Origin of the sequence: Bacillus sp. 491mf (genome assembly GCF_900112415.1) — a bacterium.
Classification (GTDB): domain Bacteria; phylum Bacillota; class Bacilli; order Bacillales; family Bacillaceae_G; genus Bacillus_A.
In genome coordinates this window covers 43,235-60,259 of the sequence record NZ_FOLV01000010.1, presented here as the reverse complement: position 1 = coordinate 60,259, position 17,025 = coordinate 43,235, and the positions used below count along the sequence as shown (strand labels likewise).

General features: G+C 31.6%; 26 protein-coding genes and 1 pseudogene. 22 read left to right on the top strand and 5 right to left on the bottom strand.

Going from position 1 to position 17,025, the window contains the following annotated elements:
* Window positions 1-45 precede the first annotated feature (45 nt).
* A complete protein-coding gene (locus BM211_RS27530; protein ID WP_371261872.1) occupies window positions 46-171 on the bottom strand; it encodes an IS3 family transposase in 126 nt (41 codons plus the stop codon).
* A 32-nt stretch (window positions 172-203) separates the two neighbouring features.
* Between BM211_RS27530 and BM211_RS11900 the strand changes: the two genes are divergently transcribed.
* The 20 genes and pseudogenes from BM211_RS11900 (at window position 204) to cdiI (ending at window position 11,959) form a co-directional block, all read left to right on the top strand.
* Window positions 204-707, top strand: a complete 504-nt coding sequence (locus BM211_RS11900) for a hypothetical protein (RefSeq protein WP_090997461.1) — start codon at window positions 204-206, stop codon at window positions 705-707.
* 129 nt (window positions 708-836) lie between these two features.
* Window positions 837-977 carry a hypothetical protein gene (locus BM211_RS26745; protein ID WP_256217087.1) on the top strand — a complete coding sequence of 47 codons (141 nt, stop codon included), beginning with the start codon at window positions 837-839 and terminating at the stop codon, window positions 975-977.
* Window positions 978-1,045: 68 nt separating this feature from the next.
* A complete protein-coding gene (locus tag BM211_RS11895) occupies window positions 1,046-1,684 on the top strand; it encodes a DUF5984 family protein (protein ID WP_231559768.1) in 639 nt (212 codons plus the stop codon).
* Between the two features lie 103 nt (window positions 1,685-1,787).
* Window positions 1,788-2,264, top strand: a complete 477-nt coding sequence (locus BM211_RS11890; RefSeq protein ID WP_035437927.1) for a hypothetical protein — start codon at window positions 1,788-1,790, stop codon at window positions 2,262-2,264.
* A 529-nt stretch (window positions 2,265-2,793) separates the two neighbouring features.
* Entirely contained in the window at window positions 2,794-3,156 is a 363-nt protein-coding gene (locus BM211_RS11885; RefSeq protein WP_035437925.1) for a hypothetical protein, read from the top strand.
* 123 nt (window positions 3,157-3,279) lie between these two features.
* Window positions 3,280-3,462 carry an HNH/endonuclease VII fold putative polymorphic toxin gene (locus tag BM211_RS11880; RefSeq protein ID WP_256217095.1) on the top strand — a complete coding sequence of 61 codons (183 nt, stop codon included), beginning with the start codon at window positions 3,280-3,282 and terminating at the stop codon, window positions 3,460-3,462.
* Between the two features lie 15 nt (window positions 3,463-3,477).
* Window positions 3,478-4,158, top strand: coding sequence for a hypothetical protein (locus BM211_RS11875; RefSeq protein ID WP_090997457.1), 681 nt, complete (start codon window positions 3,478-3,480; stop codon window positions 4,156-4,158).
* Window positions 4,159-4,462: 304 nt separating this feature from the next.
* Window positions 4,463-5,032: a hypothetical protein gene (locus BM211_RS11870; RefSeq protein ID WP_035437921.1), complete on the top strand. Its 570-nt coding sequence runs from the start codon at window positions 4,463-4,465 to the stop codon at window positions 5,030-5,032.
* Window positions 5,033-5,317: 285 nt separating this feature from the next.
* Window positions 5,318-5,446: pseudogene (locus tag BM211_RS11865) on the top strand (polymorphic toxin type 50 domain-containing protein); the annotation flags it as partial.
* Between the two features lie 16 nt (window positions 5,447-5,462).
* Window positions 5,463-5,801 carry a hypothetical protein gene (locus BM211_RS11860; RefSeq protein WP_035437919.1) on the top strand — a complete coding sequence of 113 codons (339 nt, stop codon included), beginning with the start codon at window positions 5,463-5,465 and terminating at the stop codon, window positions 5,799-5,801.
* A gap of 279 nt (window positions 5,802-6,080) precedes the next feature.
* Window positions 6,081-6,422, top strand: coding sequence for a hypothetical protein (locus tag BM211_RS11855; RefSeq protein ID WP_035437918.1), 342 nt, complete (start codon window positions 6,081-6,083; stop codon window positions 6,420-6,422).
* A 62-nt stretch (window positions 6,423-6,484) separates the two neighbouring features.
* On the top strand, window positions 6,485-6,625 hold the full coding sequence (locus BM211_RS26740) for a hypothetical protein (RefSeq protein ID WP_197059969.1): 141 nt from the start codon (window positions 6,485-6,487) through the stop codon (window positions 6,623-6,625).
* A 24-nt stretch (window positions 6,626-6,649) separates the two neighbouring features.
* A complete protein-coding gene (locus BM211_RS11850) occupies window positions 6,650-7,063 on the top strand; it encodes a hypothetical protein (RefSeq protein ID WP_090997454.1) in 414 nt (137 codons plus the stop codon).
* 228 nt (window positions 7,064-7,291) lie between these two features.
* Window positions 7,292-7,789: a hypothetical protein gene (locus BM211_RS11845; protein ID WP_090997451.1), complete on the top strand. Its 498-nt coding sequence runs from the start codon at window positions 7,292-7,294 to the stop codon at window positions 7,787-7,789.
* Between the two features lie 349 nt (window positions 7,790-8,138).
* The gene (locus BM211_RS11840; RefSeq protein WP_141771629.1) at window positions 8,139-8,633 is read left to right on the top strand and encodes a hypothetical protein; all 495 of its coding nucleotides are present in this window, start codon (window positions 8,139-8,141) and stop codon (window positions 8,631-8,633) included.
* Between the two features lie 166 nt (window positions 8,634-8,799).
* Window positions 8,800-9,333, top strand: coding sequence for a hypothetical protein (locus BM211_RS11835; protein WP_035437912.1), 534 nt, complete (start codon window positions 8,800-8,802; stop codon window positions 9,331-9,333).
* Between the two features lie 343 nt (window positions 9,334-9,676).
* Window positions 9,677-10,069, top strand: coding sequence for an immunity 50 family protein (locus BM211_RS11830; RefSeq protein ID WP_035438018.1), 393 nt, complete (start codon window positions 9,677-9,679; stop codon window positions 10,067-10,069).
* Between the two features lie 149 nt (window positions 10,070-10,218).
* Complete coding sequence (locus tag BM211_RS11825; RefSeq protein WP_035437910.1) at window positions 10,219-10,608, top strand: Imm50 family immunity protein; 390 nt, start codon at window positions 10,219-10,221, stop codon at window positions 10,606-10,608.
* A gap of 345 nt (window positions 10,609-10,953) precedes the next feature.
* Window positions 10,954-11,478, top strand: coding sequence for a hypothetical protein (locus BM211_RS11820; RefSeq protein ID WP_035437908.1), 525 nt, complete (start codon window positions 10,954-10,956; stop codon window positions 11,476-11,478).
* 76 nt (window positions 11,479-11,554) lie between these two features.
* Window positions 11,555-11,959 (top strand): ribonuclease toxin immunity protein CdiI, encoded by a 405-nt coding sequence (gene cdiI / locus BM211_RS11815; RefSeq protein ID WP_090997447.1) that lies wholly within the window; start codon window positions 11,555-11,557, stop codon window positions 11,957-11,959.
* A 485-nt stretch (window positions 11,960-12,444) separates the two neighbouring features.
* Here the strand turns inward: cdiI and BM211_RS11810 are convergent, their stop codons facing one another.
* The 4 genes from BM211_RS11810 to BM211_RS27525 all read right to left on the bottom strand — a co-directional run bounded on the left by BM211_RS11810 (window position 12,445) and on the right by BM211_RS27525 (window position 15,251).
* The gene (locus tag BM211_RS11810; protein WP_090997443.1) at window positions 12,445-13,143 is read right to left on the bottom strand and encodes an ABC transporter ATP-binding protein; all 699 of its coding nucleotides are present in this window, start codon (window positions 13,141-13,143) and stop codon (window positions 12,445-12,447) included.
* Window positions 13,143-14,207: an ABC transporter permease gene (locus BM211_RS11805; RefSeq protein ID WP_090997440.1), complete on the bottom strand. Its 1,065-nt coding sequence runs from the start codon at window positions 14,205-14,207 to the stop codon at window positions 13,143-13,145. The genes BM211_RS11810 and BM211_RS11805 overlap by 1 nt, the downstream gene beginning before the upstream one ends.
* A 599-nt stretch (window positions 14,208-14,806) precedes the next feature.
* The gene (locus BM211_RS26735; RefSeq protein WP_218160802.1) at window positions 14,807-14,965 is read right to left on the bottom strand and encodes a hypothetical protein; all 159 of its coding nucleotides are present in this window, start codon (window positions 14,963-14,965) and stop codon (window positions 14,807-14,809) included.
* A 133-nt stretch (window positions 14,966-15,098) separates the two neighbouring features.
* Complete coding sequence (locus BM211_RS27525) at window positions 15,099-15,251, bottom strand: hypothetical protein (protein WP_371261875.1); 153 nt, start codon at window positions 15,249-15,251, stop codon at window positions 15,099-15,101.
* A gap of 401 nt (window positions 15,252-15,652) precedes the next feature.
* Between BM211_RS27525 and BM211_RS11800 the strand changes: the two genes are divergently transcribed.
* On the top strand, window positions 15,653-16,240 hold the full coding sequence (locus BM211_RS11800; protein ID WP_256217084.1) for a PadR family transcriptional regulator: 588 nt from the start codon (window positions 15,653-15,655) through the stop codon (window positions 16,238-16,240).
* 411 nt (window positions 16,241-16,651) lie between these two features.
* A complete protein-coding gene (locus BM211_RS11795) occupies window positions 16,652-17,011 on the top strand; it encodes a hypothetical protein (RefSeq protein ID WP_218160801.1) in 360 nt (119 codons plus the stop codon).
* The last annotated feature ends 14 nt before the right edge of the window (window positions 17,012-17,025 follow it).

Sequence of the window (17,025 nt, the reverse complement as noted above, 5' to 3'; positions counted from 1 at the left end):
TAGCGGTTAATAGATAGGGAATAGGTTTAAGTGAAGCAGATTTAATTAAGTGAAGTGACCCCATAAAGTTAGACAGGTTATTTTATTAGGTAACTTCTTGGGCATGGGCTTGTATTGTACCGGGTTCATGCTTTTTCGTTTAGCTTTAACTCGTTTGTTGTTGTAAAACATGCTCGATATAATACGCAGAATGGAGGAAAATAATGCTTAAGTTAGTAGATCTTATTGATATACAAAAATGTAATATAGAGATTGACTATTATGTGCCATTCTCTGTTGAAATTGGTGAGCAGAAAACTTACGTTGAAAATAAAGTGTACTGGCGAACAGGTAATATACAAAATTCATTACTTGAAATAGGTTTAGGGGGAAAAACAGGAACATTAAGGAGTATCACTCTAACTGCTGTAAACCAATCAAAATTGGAAGAGATGCCATTGCAAGAGATAAAAGTGATTGAAGGTAACCCGATTTTCGATATTTCAATGATAAATGGAAATATCTTTGATTATAAAGCTGAATTTAATGTGTACCTTGGGGAAAACGATATAACTATTTTATTAGGTTCAGTAGACAAAACTAAGACTATAGTTGAAATAAACAGAGTTGAGATGGGTTTTAATTCAGAGGAGGAACTTCAATTTATCAAAATTAAAGAACTGGTGAAAGAGGAATATTCCGAATTGAAAGCTAGTCTGAATCTATAACTTAAAACCCACAATGACAATAAAATTCGCTGTCGTTGCGGGTTTTCTTATTACTTTAAAAAAGACAGGGGTACAATATATAATTGCTTGTTTGAAGATGAGTATTGAAGATTACATCAAATAGAAAAATTGAACGACTCAAAGAACAAACAACTTTATAATGTTGACAAGGGAAAACTTATTAAATTTCAACTAGACGACGAAACAGGCTGGCATCCAGATGAAGTGAAAAATCCTGCAAAAGAAGTACCTACCGATGTATTAAGATAGATGTTTAAAAATGGTAAGATTACAAAGATTGAATACAATAAATTCCCAAAGAACAAATGAGGTGTTTCATGGTGAAAGTTTTTGGTGAGAAAAACACATTTGCAATTCAATATGAGTTTCTCAATAATCCTTTTAATGAAAGAGGTTGGATTGGTGAAACATGGGGGAGCTTTCAATTTTTTGTTAATGGAAAGGATATTTGTCAATATAAACGTAAGGATACAATCGTAAACTATCAATGGAACGTAATGTATATAGTCGAGTGGTTTAGCGAAAACCTAAAGCATATATTGAGTACTGAACCATTCCCTCTTCCTGTTGAAGGAAGGCATTCTATTGAATTACTAGAAAATTGTTTGGAGTTTGATTCAGATAATGAGGATGAATTTGATGAGTGGTTCGACAAAAAACAAGATTGGGAATTTAAACATTCTTGGTTTTCAAGTAGAGCTGGTTCATTTTTTCCAGATGTATTTTTCAGAAGAGTTGGAGATGAAATAGAGATTGCTTGGAATAATGAGTCGACTTATATCTCAGAAGGTGTTTCATTTATTAATTCAATGGGATTTGAATATGTACCAAGTAGTATATTTGAAGTTTCCGTAAAAAATTTCATAGAAAATTTCTTGGATAATCTTATGCAGAATTCTAAGCATAAAATTAATGCTAAAGAAATTTGTGGAAAAATAAAGAAATCAGTAGAGTAACTATTTTCGTTGAAAAGCAAATCCAAATGGGATTTAAAGAATTTAAAAGAGCTACTCATAGTTAAAGATAGAGTCGTTACAAGAGTATTCGGAGGTTAATTTTATGGATTGTGAATTATTTCTGTTATCGGATTTAAGTCATAAGTCGTTGGGACAAGAAATAGAAAGTATCTCCAAAAAAATATTAAATGAAGATGTTACTATAAAAGAAAATACAGAGGAAATTCATATAGCTTACAAATACTTTTCGATGGATATAGAAATTGAAGACATTTCAGATATAGAATTTATAAGGAGTCACTATGAGCTAAATGTCAATAAGTCCATTCGAGTACTAATATTCGGTAACACATTTAATGAGGGCTTAAATGTTTTGTTTAAAGTGATTGGAAAATTAATGAATAGGTTTGAAATGAACTTGTTATTACTAGAGAATGGATCTGATCAACTTATTAGAAAAGAAAATGACATTTTAATTGTTAACACTGAATTGGATCAATATCAATCAAATTATCTTTCTAAAAAACTACTTGAATTACTTGATTATCCATACATTGAAAGGAAGTTATCGAAAAGATAGCGAAATATAAATGTTGCCACGGAATTATGTATCTGTGGCATTTTTTAAGTTAAATCTTTTCTACGCTTTCTCTGAATGTAAAAACTTCAACTGCTAGTAGGTCTGTTAGCGGAGTTACGGGTGGTAGAGGGGCTACAATATCCATTGAAAAATTAATAAGAGACCAAACAAGACAGGTCACGGAAAAGCTATTGAATGAAGGGTAAATTAATCTTGATGATCTAAGATTAACGATTCCATTAGTCAGGAGCACCATATTGATAGCTTGATACTACATGAAATCCAAGAAACCATGGATGAGGTTGGAGAAAGCATAGCCAATCCATATCATGACCTTGAAAAATTCAAATAATGTTAAAGGGTTTATTAGTTAAAACAAGCATTCCTCCAACAAATTTGCAGCCGTACACTATTGAAGTAACTCCATAAAGTTGGACAGGTTATTTCGTTAGGCAGATTTTTGGGCATAAGATCGCGCGGTATGTATGGACAGTTTATCCTGTTCCAACACCGTAAAGGAGTTATTGTTATGTGTGAGTCCAAAGTAAAAGAGATATTGAAAAGGTACAGTTTTAGAGAATTGAGTAAAATAAACGATTTCTTAATCCTAGAAATTGACGATGACAATTTAGAAGAAACAATAAATTTTGTAAAAAGCAATGATAAGGAAAAACAGAAGAACTTTGACGATATCCTTTATTCTGGTGATAAATATATTGGATTTTTTTTAGAGGGAAATCAATATCTAATAGGAAGCACTGAAAATAAAGGAATTATTATTGATTTTATTGGTGAAGCAGATACTAGATTAATGTTACCAATAAAAGATTTTATTTTTATGATTTCTCACAAGAAACAAGTATTAAATGATATAGATGCAATAAGAGACTAAAATAATCAAAATGGTAATTTATATAAGGTGCTATCGAGTTTTTTCAAGGGGCTGGCGATGTAACTTTCGAAAACTATACTGAAATAAAACCAAATGTAAGTGATAAATTAGAAAGCAAGCGGTATTCCTGTTAATGAACAGCCAACTAAGGTTACACCAGCTGTAGATAAATATGGAAGAGACTATTATTTCAAAGATGGTAAGATTATAAGAGAGCATTCAGGCGGTCATACTTACCTAGATGATCCATCCAAAAATAGAGGGTCACATTTTAGTGATATACATGGAAATCATTATGACCATTAAAATTGAGGTGGGAAGATGAAGTGTTGGAATGAAGTAAAAGAAGATGCATTCTCATACTACAAATGGTTTAGTAAAGATGAAGCAATTAAAAGAGTTGGTAATTTACCAAATTTAAGTGTATACAGTGTTAATGGCTCCATGTTATTTAGCCCAGATGAAAAGAATCAATTCAAAGAAGTATGTGGCACTGAAATCAAGCAAGTATGTATGAAACATGATTTAACTAATGTCTACAAATTCTACTTGCTTGCAGCTATTGAAATCAAAGACACGAACTCTAAGATTGAAAAATACCGAAAAGTATGGAAGGCTCTTCAAACCAAATGGAAACTTGAGGTATTTCATAAGGGTCCAGAAGTTGAGATGGAAGTTGGAGGGAAAACTTTCTACTCAAGTATTGCAGAGTTTTGTCTCGAGAAACTTCCAGCTGCCATTGAAATAGTTTCTAGTAACTCTAAAAGATTTACAATCATTGCAAGTAAAAGTAGTGATATGCTTACGGAAGAAAACATTGGCGGAATCTTCGAAAAAGCATTTAATGAATATAATCAATGGAAAGATGAAATAGATTATTTTAATCTTTCCATTCATCTCTGCCCAAAAGGTGATATAGTTTTTAGATGGGGAGATTCATTAGAGGAAGCAGAAATAGCTGCTATATTTAAAAGAGATATGCTTATCCTTTTAAATAGCTAACTGCAAAACTTTGCTAGAAGTCACTGCATTTCAATTAATAATTATAATATTTTAATAGAGTTAAAGAAAATCCGACTTGCAAGAGCCGGATTTTTTCATTATCTAAGCCAACTTACATATTCCTTATCAAAATACATCCAACCACCAGTTTTCAATTCGTCACCATTTGCGAAAATCTAATTTTCATAGCGATAGAAATGAAGAATTAGAAAGTAAGCTAACCTATCAAGCTGGAGGGTTTGTGGGAAATGGTGTTACTGGATTATGGAAAATTAAATTTATAGAGTAAAAGGGAGTGTATTTGTTGATAAATGAAATTACTAATGAAAATACTAAACAGGATTTAATGCATACTTTTGAGAAAATTTTTATGAGCACCAATCCTTTTCAATATGTGTTTACTAAAAATATAAAGGAAGTAATAATTTTATTTCCAACTGATGGCTATTATTTAACTGAGAAGCAGTTTATTGCACTTCAAGAAACTATGGTTACTTTTAAAGAAAATGAATTTTACATTTCTGAGGTTGAGGGAACAGATATTTTTAAAAATGTTGAGAAGACAAATAGTTATCAAAGTAGACATTGGATAATAGATGACGTTACAAGTTTACATGATTATGATGAAGTCCAATTATTTTTAGAGAATGCTATATATTCAACTCAAGGAAAATGGGGACTTATTGTTTCACATGAAGAACATGCATTACTAGGAGGAACAAGTGAGTTTATTAGGCGGTTTAAGATGAATTATCCAGAATGGGAAGAGTGTACAAATAATCTTTTAAAACAATGGAAGGATAATGAAAGGTTATATGGGGCAAGTTCTATTTGGGTTGATAATTTAATTAAGTCTATTAAATCTATTAAATAAAAAGTATTGCATATCTCCATGAACACAAACAAAAAACAATGGGTATATATGAGTATCTAGGTACGTCTAATTAGAGGTACATGAAGAATAAATTTAGAAATTACTAAAGAATGATTACAGTTCAAAAACGTAGTCTTATTGAAAAGAGAGTGAAGGCTCGTTCGATTAGAAAATAGTTCTTGTAATCGGATAAAAAAGTATAATTTACATCCTTGTATAATATTGAATATAAATTTTTATCTAAAAACAGCTACCGCTGCTCTGGAATTTCTACAAGGTGTTGCCGAATTTGGTCAAGTAATAGGAAAATACTATGATATGCAAACTGGGAAATATCTAGAAACTACTAGAGGCATGATACATTATGGAAAAGATGGTGCGCACATAGTTCCTTCAAAACCATTAGAACCATAAGAAAAGGATGATACAAATGGAATATAATTCTTTAATAAAAACACTAGATGAGTATGGAGGTAGTAAACTGATAATAGAATGGCAAAGTGGATTAAAGATTATCGGTAAACCAGACACACTCTTTGAAACAGACAATGGGTTGGATGACGATGATGTGAATTATACAGAATATGATGCAGTTGCATTTCAAGTAAATCATATTATATCCCATCCTGCTACTAACGAAGGTAGTGTATATGATTGGTTAAGACAAGGGAGAAGTTCATTGATTGAAATTTCTCTCTATGATGATCCACCAGGTGCAGTATTTTTAATCGACGGAAAGAAAGTATGGGAAAGGGAAATACATAAATAATAGTCGCTATTTAAACTTTGACCTTGATTGGCCTTTAACCTTTCAAGGTTTTTTAAAGTTAAATGAAATGTAAATCGATATTTGAATCAAAAGACCACGAAGATAACAAACGTGCAAGATTAATTGCAATGCCTAAAAAACTTATTATTTGATTTATACTTTAAACACGATAGTGACAAAGCTCGTGAAGATGAAATTGAAAAAGAAATTGAAGAAGTAATAGCTATAGAAAATAATGAGATAATAACAGCATATCCTATTCATACGAGGAGGTGAAAAATGAAATATACATATGAATTTTATCGTGATGGGCTTGGGGGATTGAGAATACGTTTACCAAAAGAAATTTTTATTATCTCTCATTTTTTAGAAGATACTTTAGACGATGAGGTAGATGAATATGTACAGATTTTAGATAATGTAGTAGACAAAAAATTTCCACATTATGAAATAGAGGGGAATATAGCAGCCGTTTATATAGAATCTAATTATACAAGTGCAATTAACCTTTTTATGAGCCCTCCAAATAACCAGTGTAGAATTGAAACCTCTGAATTTAGAAAATTACTAGTATTATGGAGAGATAAGGTAGTAGAAGAAGGGAAAGATATAGAATTGTAAAAGAAGACCTCTAAGAGTTTATAGGCTATGTTGTAACTCGTTTGGACAAGAAATTACTTGCTATGTGGAATGTCTTATCAGATTCCTTTTGGTATAGAGCAATAATAAATGGAATTGAGATTGATGTTATCAAAATTGCTGCTGATGTAACTAGCGGTTACTCAACAGGAAGTGTGAGTGCACCTCGTTCATCGGGATTTTAAGATTTAAATGGAAAGGTGATAAAAATGTATAGAGAATTAGATGATCTTTTATCTGCGAATACAACTGAGGACGCATGGTACGATGATGGTTGTATAATTGCAAGCGAGATATTATTAGAGTTTAGCCAAAAAGATTGGGAGGAATTAGCAAGTAAGGCACTTACTAAACCGATAGAATGGCAGAAAAAACTGGCATACTGTATGGATAGTAACTGTAATGTGTGTGAATTCGGAATATTACTATCATTGCTTAGCATTGAAGCTGAAGAACTATTTGTGATATGTATAGATACCCTAAGAAGCTTTACGACTCTAGAAAACAAGCAAATGCTATTGAACGATCCATCCATACTGCATCGAATAAATGAAATACTTCCAAAGGCAAGCAAACCGGTAAAGAAAATACTCGAAGATTTCCTCGTGAAGATTGATTCTTAAAGAATCTAATTGTTTACAACCAATAAATTCAAACATTAAAATCCTTAGCAAATAATTGATAACCTTTTTAAAGTTTATTCCCACACGAATCATATATAGGAATAAGCTTTCCGCATTGAGCCAGTTTCATATGAGAGTGGTTGCGGTGACATTTACATAAAACTTACTATATCAAGCTTTAATGTTTTCACTCTATTTGTGAAAGCAGGGGCTTTTGGGGGAGCATGAGTGGACAATTTAGAGATTATATTAACTGATTTTAATAAGAGAAAAATTGATACGTTAATTTACGAAGAACTTAAATTGTCTATATTAAAAGTTAAATCATCACATTTTTATGATAATGCTTCTGGAAAAGATATGGACTTTTCTCAAGTGAAAAGCATAGAAGAGATTTTATCACCAAAAGGTACAGGAAATATATTTTTAGAAGAATCGCAGTTAGGTATTTCATTAAAAAACGTAGTAATAGTTCTCTCGTTTGATGAACAATATGGTGACATTGTATTTAACTTTCCCGAAAATGAAATATTAAAAGGTAAGAGATACGATAACAAGTTAAGGTTAAAAGGGCTAGTACATTATCTAGTTGATTTGAAAAAAAGTTATGATATTCCAAAAGTTATAGTTGGTTACGAGCCTGCAACTGATGAAGATACTGTGTTAATAGAAATTAATAACACGATAAATAATTATGAAAAAGAAATAGAAAAAATATTTTCTTAATTTATGAGTCTTAAGGATTTTTTAGGGATGGAGTGTCGAATAGAATCAGCTATTCGTGACATGTAGCGATAACCGTTGCTAGGTTGTGATATTATCTCAAATTAAAAAGTATGTCTTATTTCATATTTATTATTTTCAGCATATATTCAAAATAGCAACAGTTACCACCATTCCTATTCTTCAATACCCTATTTCCTCTTTCCCTTTCCTTTTAAAAAGGTACTAATGGCATGTATTAAATTACTAGGAAAGTAAATGGAGTTAAATATGTTGTTGGTTTTAAAAACGGGAAAGTAGGATGATTTTATAAAAAATAGGTGGTATCAAAATGTTTATATGTCATTCGTATATGAAAAGACCTGAAGTAATAATTAGAGATTTAAATAAAGATCTCGAAAATTATTTTATTCATATTTGCAAGACAGATGAAATGAATAGGATAAAAAAAGATATCGACTTAGATTACTTAGAAGGTGTGATTTACTTAAAATACTTCGATAACATTATAATGGATTTCAGATACTGGGATTTAGTTGACCAATTATGGGCGTATATACTCGATATGATTGAGGGATTTCTTGTTAATGATACAGCTGAAACTTATTTTCCAGACCAACCTATTTTGCTTAGTTTCAAGAGTATTTCAAAGAATTACATGCTCTTAAGTATAGATGGGAATGTAAAGAAGAGTTGGACTTTGCCGAAACAAGAGTTTTTAAATACTTTAATTGCTTCTGCAGAAGAGTTTTTTACAGAAATGACAAAAATTTTCTCTTCAGATGTGCAATATGGCTTAGAGCTTGAGAAAATGAAAAGACTAAAGACTAGCATTAATAAGAGTTAGTAGCCATGTGGAATTTTTGGGGTATTCTGGAGTAAATACAGGAGAAATAGCTTTAATAATTTACCAGGTAAGAAAACTCAATGGTTTGAAAGGGACTCAAGTAAAGATCCATATTGCTAAAAAGGGTAACATCCATGGCTACTCGGTAAAATAATGGAGGCTATTTATGAAACAAAAAGTTTTAAATACCATTGGAGGACTTTACCATTGTGGTGATTTTGGGTATGTTTTGCATAATTATATCGATCCTAATGTTTGGACTAATAAATTCACTCATGAAATTAAGGATATTCACATTGATAATCTTACAGATTTTAATTACTCCAAATGTTTTACGCTATATATTCAATCTTCAATACACCCTAGATTACAAATAGGTACCCATAAGTTTAATTCATATATTAGAGAGAATGTGTATTTAAATGGGGTATTAGTTTATATCTCGGCAATCGCTCCATATGCTGCAATACAATATATTAAATATGAGTATGTTGAAGATGATGTTGAAATACAAGAACAATATGAGCCATTCGATGAAGCTACAAAACAAATTGGTAATGAGATTTTGAAGTATTTAGAGAGTGAAGGAATACAACTACTTGAAAAGAATGTACTAGAAATAGAAATACCTAATATTTCATTAGAACTTAGAGAGGAAAATGTAACAGTATTTCACTGCTTATTTGAAGACGGTTATTAAAAGATACTTATAAGATAGGAATAAGGCGCTTGATTGTTTTTTAGGCAAAAGGTGCTTTTTTGTTATATAGAATGCAATAGTTGAAAAGTTCTTCTATTTAATTCTAGAGAACAACATGAATGATAAATTCCTGACATCCATAACTTATGAAGGTAGTAGCATCATAGAGTTTTATTTTAATACTGGGCTAGGAAGAAAATCGTGAGAATTAGGCAAGATAGTATTGGAGAAAGCCGCTTTATCATAGTGTAAGGCCTGAATACAATACACGAACAGGACAGATAGATGGGATGGTGAATCATTATTATTTTGAGAAGAGAAATAAAAAATGGGGAGTATCAAAATGAGTAATCCATTTAAAGTTTTAAATCCACAGGCGCTAATTAGTGTTTTTGGAAAAATACCAAAATTTGAAGAGTCAGAGCTATTAGATGTGCGTCTTAAAAGAGACGGTCCTACGTTAGTTATTCAATTGATGACAAAAGAACATGTCGAAAATAAGCCAAAACGATGGAATAAGTGGGATGTAATTTATATAGAAATAGCTTTCTTTACTATTCGTAACTTAACAATAGAAGGTTTAGGTGCAGAGAATATCATTGATCATTTTGAAATACATACGACAGAAGAAGAGAGTTTATTAAAAATTAAGTGTAAGAATCAAATGATAGTTGAATGTTTATTTGAGTGGGCGAGAGTAGAAGGGGTAACTCCAGGTTTAATAGGATTATCATAACTTTGATGAGAAACAGATAATTCGGTTTATAGTGCACACCACTCTAAAGGTGGGGACTGGTAGACCTGCAGATAAACCTCGAACAGGTAAATTTGAAGGCACAGAAGAGCACATTGTCCATTTAATAAACAATATATGGAAGTGATCATATGTGGTACAGTGATTTAGAAGGAAATAGATTTATATCCACTTTATATAAAGAGGCTCCTTCATTGTTAGATGTACGTATTGTAGCAGTTAAAATTGAAGATGAAGGCAAAAAAGTTTCTATAAATTTTAATATGCCTAAATTCGCAGATAATCCTCCGGAAAAATGGGAACAGTTAAATTATAATACTGTATTTGTCCAACTAGACTTTTTTGATATACAGGAATTAACATTGAAATCTTCCAATGATAAATACAGAGGAGATATTCATATCGAATTAGACAAGGATGGGAAATTTAATATTAACATATCAGGTTCTGTAAGTATGAATCTTAAAGCTGACTACGGTATCATACAATCTGTCAGTGGCTATATTGATACAATTGAATAGTTATCCTTAATTGACTCGATGTTTTTCAAGTTTTTTAATAGATGAGCATAGCAATTTATATATATACAACTTAAAAACCCGACATAAAAACCTCTTTCTTTTTAGGGGAGGACGAGAGCATCTGGCCGTGCATAGAAGCGGTCAGGGCCCTTTCCTGCCACATGCAATGTTTTAAAACAAGGGGAGAAAGTGAATACAGGTCGTGTTGCAGTCTGTATAATAGCAACCTCGACCTATATGTCGAAAAATTAAAATGGATTTATATAGATTTGGAAATTGAATGAATACAGTTCTTTATCTTAAATGTAAAACACAAAATCCACATGATTCGAGAGTGAAATAAAAATGAGTAAATCGGTACTTGAAAAAATAGAATTAGTTAAAAATATTTTAGGTGATGATCCATTTAGTTTGGTTATTGGTGAAATTATAGAGGAAGAAAAACCAATAAATAAAGAATTAGAAGATAATATTCTAAAAGATTATTATTTTATTACAAGAAAATATAAAATATTGAATGGTGGTGTAATTACTATATACGGCCATCAAAGACTTGAAAGTATTCAATTTTATGTGGAAGACATACCAGGTGGTACTGAGAAATGGATTTGTATAGGAACAATAGAAAATTATCCATTATGTATTAATAAAATTAATGGGGATGTATCTTGTTTGTTTGGAGATTTAATTGACCAAAATTTTGTTATTGAATTATATGGTGATTTTAATAATTTCTTACAAAATTATTATTTAGGAAAAAAATATTGCGAATTAGGTAATACGTTTGTTCAATCTGGAGGTACTAGTAATACAGTAGGTAGCAAAGATGATGATTGGTACCAATTACTAGAAGATAATAATTTATTGTAATTAAGTTGATAAGTTATTAATAGATTTTAGATTAGAATTTAGAGAAATAAAATAGTGAGAGAGTGTGGTTACTAAAATGTCTGATGGCTTATATGATGAATTAAAGTTATTAAAACAAAATTTTATCAATAAAAATTTAGAAAAAGAATTTGTAATAGCTGTGCTAGGAAGGTTAGTTCTACAATTTGATTTTATAGATATACTTGAGAGATTTCTCAAAGAAGATGTTAATAGAAGAGACACAATTGGTATCGTATATTCTGATGAGTTTGAATCGTACGAGGAGGAGTATTTTGGAGAAAATAAAGTTTTATTCTACTATGGTGTAGACGAAGATTGGGAAGATATTGTAACCCATAAGGAACTATGTGAATATCTGCAAACTGCTTGTGAATTTTACATTGAAAGACACCCAGATCATACTGTGGAGGTTGAAAAGCTCTTAGTAAAAATAAAAGAAAAATATAATATAAAAGATTAATAATTTTTTTCTTGATTGGCTGTATGCCTTTCAAGTTTTTTTGTATTTTAAAGATCTTTAGGATTAAATTACCAAATATTTAATTAAAATAAGCAGGATGTGTAATGTCTGGATAAATAGAAGCCCATCCTATGAGTGGGGGGCATCGCTCCTGAAATACTTCTAAATTATATTGATTATGCTTCTTATTATTAAACTATCAAGTTGTTTAGTTTGATAAAAGGAGAATACATAGTATATATGACTAATATGTACTCTCCTTTAATTTTTATCATTTAGCTCTTGATAATACACGATATCAGTATTTTGTCAGTAGTACCCATATTTATGAAGCTAATATTTTGAGATATCCCTAAAAAATTTTATATCTCCATAGTTTGGGAATTCAGCTCATTTTTTTGTTTAGAGGACAACCTCTTCTGTTAGCTTGACGGGCATGCGGCAGGCCACCTATTATTGTACATGTGCTCGTACACTTCGTTTTCTCATAGTAATTTTCCATCGCGAAGTGTTAAAATTCGATCACATACATCAAGCATTTTTTCATCGTGTGTAATCATAATCGCTGCTTTTTTATTTTTCTTCACTTCTTGTTTCATTAATTCAACGACTTCTCTTGCACGTTTTGAATCAAGGCTAGCAGTAGGTTCATCAGCTAAGATTAAATCTGGGTTATTCATGAACGCACGAGCAATAGCTACCCGTTGTTTTTCCCCGCCTGAAAGTTGATTTGGATAACGATTCATTCGGTGTGATAATCCAAATGTTTCTAGTAATTTTTCTGCAAATTTACCAGCTTCTTTTTTATCTTCTCCCTTTAACTTAGCGATATACAGAAGTTGTTCTTTCACCGTTAAGAAAGGTACGAGATTCGCAAATTGGAATATAAACCCAATTTTTCTTAAGCGAATATCTGTCATCTCTTTTCCCGATAATTTTGCTATGTTTTGATCATAAATATAAATATTTCCTTTCGAAGGAGAGAGCAGTGCACCTGCAATGGAAAGCAAAGTGCTTTTTCCTGAACCAGATGGACCAACAATGCCAATGAATTCTCCTTCCTTTACATCCAATGTAATTGGGTGTAAAGCTGTTACTTCTGTATCTCCTTCTCCATATACTTTACTTACTTGATCGAGCTTTAATAATGATGATGTATTTTCCCATTTCACTTCCGTTACCATCACATGCCGCCTCCAATTGCTTCTAATGCATCTACTTTCAATACATGATATAGAGAGAACAATGTACCTAATATACTAATTACAATAAAAATACCTGAAAATTGCGCGATTGTTGTTGCTGTTAATAAAAACGGCATAGTGGCTGGCAAAACAGTCCGTACTGCAAGGACTAAACTGATGCTGATTACAACGGAAATGCTAGTTAAAAATACAGATTGTATAACTAAAGCCTTTACTAAATATGAATTTTTTGTTCCGATTGCTTTTAATACACCTAGTTGGTGTGTTTTTTGTAATGTAATGACATAGAAAAAAACGCCAATTAATAATGCTGCAATGACAATTAAAAACGCAATAATCATCGTTAATGTCTGTTGTTGTTCTTTATGACCTGGAATACCTTTCAATACTTCTTTTTTATCTACAACTTTTGCATTCTTAATTTCTTTATCCGTATTTAAAGCGATTACGTTATAATCTTTTTGATGTGGCATTGCAATGCTATCCCATACAGCTTCATTCATGCGAACAACAGGTGTATGGCTAAATATTTGATTTTTTGTAAATCCGACAACTTTGAACACTTTATTAGAAATAGGTTCTACAAGTTCGTCTCCAAGATTTACTCCTTTTTCTTTAATAGATTCATCCGCAATGATTTCATTGTTTTCTAAAGGGGTATTTTTTCCTTCAATTACTTTTGGAGCAATAAATGAATCTGGCTTACTTGAAAAAATAGCAGCATCAACTTTTTTTGAACTTCCTTCTTTTTCAAATGTTGACACTTTCATATACATTGGAACTGCATCTTTTTCATCAACCTGTGCCAATATGTTTTTAACATCCTCTTTTTTAATTTGAGAACGCAACAATTTCCCCTCGGCATCATCGGATAATATAAATTTGTCTGCCTTCATTTCTATAATAGAAGAAGCACTGTTATGAGATAAACCATTTGCCAAACCTGATATGATAAGTACAAGAAATGATAATAATATCATAATTGTACCAACTAATCCGTATCGTAATTTCGATTGTTTTAATTCTTTAAGTGCTAAAAACATTAAGTTCGTTCCTCCTTGTTTCCTGTTATGTACTTATCATAAAGGGGACAGCCGAGATGCATGTAAAAACGGACTATAAACTGTATTTTATTATAAAGTGAAACTTTAATCAGTGGGGGTTTTCTTCATCCCCCACTGATTATTAGTTGAACCAATCGGGCTTTTACGGGCAGTTTATCTCCCACCTAACTTCTTTGCTTTCGCCGAATTTTGAGGTGGGAGTATTACTGCCCGTTAATGCGGGATAAATAAATAGGAACAGAAAAATAGCCCATCATCCAGCGCGAATTTGATAAAAAATTTCGATATATTAAATTTCGCCCCTTTACATATGATGTTCTTTTCAAAATGCGATAATCAGTGCAATGGATAGCATTCATTCTGAGGATGCTGATCCCTGTGAGACAAATAGCGCTGTGAAAAATATAGTTCCAACCATTCTTCCTAAACTGTCAAATGAAAAATTTAGACTCGAAATTGTACCGTAATCTGTTTTTATCCCGCTATTCGTGGGCAGTAAGACCCCCACCTCAAGATTCAGAGAGAAGCAAAGAAGATAAGTGGGGGATGAAGACCCCCCCACTGACGGAAGTTTCACTTTATTTGCTTCGCAAAAAAATGTTCCCAAATTGAAATGATGTAAGTTTAATTGCTTCTTTTCCAAACAATTGAAATGTGTTCTCTAATCCAGCTAACCATGAAAATAATAAAAGTAACAAAAAATAAACCAATTGCCGGGATTGGTAAACAAAATCCATTTCTTAAGTAAGGATTCCTTGCTTTCTTCTTCTCTTGTACTCACACTCTCTTTGAAGGCAAAGAACGTATATGGGAATAAAAGTAAAATAAGAGCGCTAACGATTTGGAATGGAACAGCATATCAAATCCGACTTAACATCCCCCAATTGCTGTTCCAATAATAAAGTCCATCCCCATACATGCACCAATCATTCCCATATAACGATTACGGTTCGTTTCAGTCGTCATATCGATAACAGATGCTGTTGCGGCGGTGTATAATGCACCTACGAAGAAACCATTAATAAATTCTTGATATGTACAATCCCACTATCAATAAAGATGCTTGTTAAGATAAATCTAATAATATAATATAACGATAAAAGGCGTAGGACACCGACTTATTCGATCAGAAATTATTCTCCAAAACTGAGCTGTTAGGAAAGAGGGAATCGAGTAACAAGATAACCGTAATTCTAAATTACATGAATTTACATCTAAATTTACAATTACCTATGGGAGAATAGGAATAATGATGCTGCAACCTAAAAAGATAAAAAATTAAACAATCATTAGCGGGATTATACCATCTTTATCATATCCCCCTTTACTTTTATTATAAAAAGAACATATGACTAAAAAGTCATATGTTTATACTAACGGTTTATTAAAATCTTACAAGCGATATAATAAAATTGAAACAAATTATGCATAATTTAAAAGCGAAGTTAGGATTTTTAAGAATGTCTATTCGATATGCATTACTAAGGCTACTTTCAAAAAAAGAACAAACTGGTTATGACCTACATCATACTTTTCAAGAGCAGCTCATTTATTTTTGGAATTCAGGTCATTCGCAAGTATATAAAGAATTATCAAAAATGGAAAATGATGGTTTTGTTACGTTTGAATATATTTATCAAGAAGGAAGTCCAAATAAAAAAATATACTCGTTAACGAAAGAGGGAAAAAAAGCTCTGATTGAATGGATCATTCATGAAAAAACGAACCCTCCGCGTATAAAAGATGAGTTTTTATTAAAAGCTTCGAGTTTCCATATTATTTCAGTGAAAGAAGCCATTTCTTTATTGCAGAAAGTGATTGAGAAAGAAATGCATGTGATTCGGGAAACGCAAAAGTGGAAAGACCATCAATTCCCTAATCAAACCTCCGTTCAAAAGCAAAAAATAGGAGAATATGTTGCGGTCGAATACGGGATAAGGTATGCAAAAATGTACATTGAATGGTGTGAATGGGCAATTGGCGTGTTAGAATCATTAGAAGCAGAAGAGTAAAAAATTGTAAAGATGTTATTCTTACAACTAGCAAGTTTAGGCTCAAAAGCTTATAGTTTTTGAGCCTTTTGTGTGCGCTCAGCATGCACATATTCTCTAGGTCTAGTCACAGGATTACTGACATAAATCGCAAAGTAATAAAACGAAATGAATTTTTTAGGTATTCTTTATCATCTAGTTCTCTTTTTTTCTTTGAATTTTGAAGTTAGGAGTGTTTACTCAAATTAAAGCCGTATAATCAACGATATTGTATGAGCTTTAAGGAAAGTGTTGACGTGAAGACCATTTAAATTGGTATGAATTGAATGCTGTAAAGACAGTGCAACTTGTACCGACAGAGTAAGGAGTAAATTTGGGCGTCTTGGCGGAGGGGACTCAGGCTATTAGAATAAAATAAGGAGTTAGATAATGATGAGTGAAGAACTAAAAAAACTAATAAAGAATTATGGTATAGATGTGGAAGACGAATTAGATGTTAGTCCATTTGAAATTGCTTATACATTTAGAACTAGAGAATTTTTAGCGAAACAATATGAATTATTAGATAGTGAAGATAAAAAAAGGTTAGCATACTATGATACGGTATTAATTAGTCGGGCAAAAGAGTTTTATGAATATTTCAAACCATTAAAAATATGGGGAAATAGTAACGTTCCAATTGAATACTGGTGGTGGCATTTAGAAAAAATTATATTAGGGGAGCTTATCGTTGAGGTTGAAAAAAATGAAATTAACTATCGTGGAAACATTACTAGGCTAACGATAAAATGAATTTATCTTACCGT

Excerpts from the sequence above, each read along its gene's own strand:
- BM211_RS27530 (WP_371261872.1), bottom strand. The coding sequence starts at position 171 with ATGTTTTACAACAACAAACGAGTTAAAGCTAAACGAAAAAGCATGAAC.
- BM211_RS11900 (WP_090997461.1), top strand. The coding sequence starts at position 204 with ATGCTTAAGTTAGTAGATCTTATTGATATACAAAAATGTAATATAGAG.
- BM211_RS11895 (WP_231559768.1), top strand. The coding sequence starts at position 1,046 with ATGGTGAAAGTTTTTGGTGAGAAAAACACATTTGCAATTCAATATGAG.
- BM211_RS11890 (WP_035437927.1), top strand. The coding sequence starts at position 1,788 with ATGGATTGTGAATTATTTCTGTTATCGGATTTAAGTCATAAGTCGTTG.
- BM211_RS11885 (WP_035437925.1), top strand. The coding sequence starts at position 2,794 with ATGTGTGAGTCCAAAGTAAAAGAGATATTGAAAAGGTACAGTTTTAGA.
- BM211_RS11875 (WP_090997457.1), top strand. The coding sequence starts at position 3,478 with ATGAAGTGTTGGAATGAAGTAAAAGAAGATGCATTCTCATACTACAAA.
- BM211_RS11860 (WP_035437919.1), top strand. The coding sequence starts at position 5,463 with ATGGAATATAATTCTTTAATAAAAACACTAGATGAGTATGGAGGTAGT.
- BM211_RS11855 (WP_035437918.1), top strand. The coding sequence starts at position 6,081 with ATGAAATATACATATGAATTTTATCGTGATGGGCTTGGGGGATTGAGA.
- BM211_RS26740 (WP_197059969.1), top strand. The coding sequence starts at position 6,485 with ATGTGGAATGTCTTATCAGATTCCTTTTGGTATAGAGCAATAATAAAT.
- BM211_RS11850 (WP_090997454.1), top strand. The coding sequence starts at position 6,650 with ATGTATAGAGAATTAGATGATCTTTTATCTGCGAATACAACTGAGGAC.
- BM211_RS11840 (WP_141771629.1), top strand. The coding sequence starts at position 8,139 with ATGAAAAGACCTGAAGTAATAATTAGAGATTTAAATAAAGATCTCGAA.
- BM211_RS11835 (WP_035437912.1), top strand. The coding sequence starts at position 8,800 with ATGAAACAAAAAGTTTTAAATACCATTGGAGGACTTTACCATTGTGGT.
- BM211_RS11830 (WP_035438018.1), top strand. The coding sequence starts at position 9,677 with ATGAGTAATCCATTTAAAGTTTTAAATCCACAGGCGCTAATTAGTGTT.
- BM211_RS11825 (WP_035437910.1), top strand. The coding sequence starts at position 10,219 with ATGTGGTACAGTGATTTAGAAGGAAATAGATTTATATCCACTTTATAT.
- BM211_RS11820 (WP_035437908.1), top strand. The coding sequence starts at position 10,954 with ATGAGTAAATCGGTACTTGAAAAAATAGAATTAGTTAAAAATATTTTA.
- cdiI (WP_090997447.1), top strand. The coding sequence starts at position 11,555 with ATGTCTGATGGCTTATATGATGAATTAAAGTTATTAAAACAAAATTTT.
- BM211_RS11810 (WP_090997443.1), bottom strand. The coding sequence starts at position 13,143 with ATGGTAACGGAAGTGAAATGGGAAAATACATCATCATTATTAAAGCTC.
- BM211_RS11805 (WP_090997440.1), bottom strand. The coding sequence starts at position 14,207 with ATGTTTTTAGCACTTAAAGAATTAAAACAATCGAAATTACGATACGGA.
- BM211_RS26735 (WP_218160802.1), bottom strand. The coding sequence starts at position 14,965 with ATGGATTTTGTTTACCAATCCCGGCAATTGGTTTATTTTTTGTTACTT.
- BM211_RS11800 (WP_256217084.1), top strand. The coding sequence starts at position 15,653 with ATGCATAATTTAAAAGCGAAGTTAGGATTTTTAAGAATGTCTATTCGA.
- BM211_RS11795 (WP_218160801.1), top strand. The coding sequence starts at position 16,652 with ATGAGTGAAGAACTAAAAAAACTAATAAAGAATTATGGTATAGATGTG.